We start from the raw sequence: 865 nt of genomic DNA, 5'->3' as shown, positions 1-865 counted from the left end.
CGGCCGGCGGCAGCAGCGGCTCGTCCAGGTCCCAGTCGTCGGGCAGCAGCACGGGCGCCGGGCCGGGTGTCACCGGCGGCGGGCGGAAGGCGTCCGAGGTCGCCGGGCTGTGGTCGGCGATGCTCGGGCCGGCGAAGGGATCCGGCTCGGCCGGCGCGAAGGGATCGAAATCGGCCGGCAGCAGCGGGTCCTGGTCGCGCCAGGCGGGGGCCTGGGTGGGCGCGGCGGCGGCCGGCGGGGCGGCGAAGGGATCGTCGTCGAAGGGGTTCGCGCCACCGACGCCGCTGCCGGCATGCAGGCCGATCGGCTGTGGCGCGGCACCGGCCGCCTCCTCCTCGATGCGCAGCTCGATCTCGTAGGCGCCGAGGCGGATGCGGTCGCCGTCGCGCACGTCGCGCACCTGGCCCTGGCCGATCGGCTCGGCGTCGCGGTTCAGGTAGGTCCCGTTGGTGCTGGTGTCGGCGATCTGCCAGCCGCCGCTGCGGAAGGCGAGCACGCAATGGCGCTTGGACAGGTGGCGCTCGGGGTCCGGCAGCACCCAGGAATTGTCGGGCGCGCGGCCGATGGTGAACTCGCCGCCACCAGTGGTGCGCGTCTCCGGCGCGACGGTGTCGGGGCAGCGCAGGGTGGAGAGGGTGAGGCGCATGTCAGCCGCGGGCCCCGGACGGCGGGGTGGCGCGGCGGGCGGCGCGGGCGGGCGCGTCGTATCGTCTCATGGACTTCGTCCTCAGCCGCCCGGCGGCAGCCGGCCGGCGCCGCCCGCGGCGATCTCGCGTGCGCTGTCCAGGAATCGCCGCAGCCTGGCGTCGCGCCGCAGCGGGTCGCCGCGCACCGCGGCCAGGTTGATCGAGCCCGCCACCGCGGT

General features: G+C 76.9%; 1 protein-coding gene. It reads right to left on the bottom strand.

Annotation, left to right across the window (positions count from 1 at the left end):
* Positions 1-646 (bottom strand): FHA domain-containing protein (locus tag OZN99_RS32605; protein ID WP_270939323.1); only part of this gene is annotated, 646 nt, incomplete at its 3' end.
* Positions 647-865 lie beyond the last annotated feature (219 nt).

Source organism: Falsiroseomonas oryzae, from assembly GCF_027856955.1.
Taxonomy (GTDB): Bacteria; Pseudomonadota; Alphaproteobacteria; order Acetobacterales; family Acetobacteraceae; genus Falsiroseomonas; species Falsiroseomonas oryzae.
Note: the sequence above shows the minus strand (reverse complement) of the source record. Positions and strands in the feature narration are given on the sequence as shown.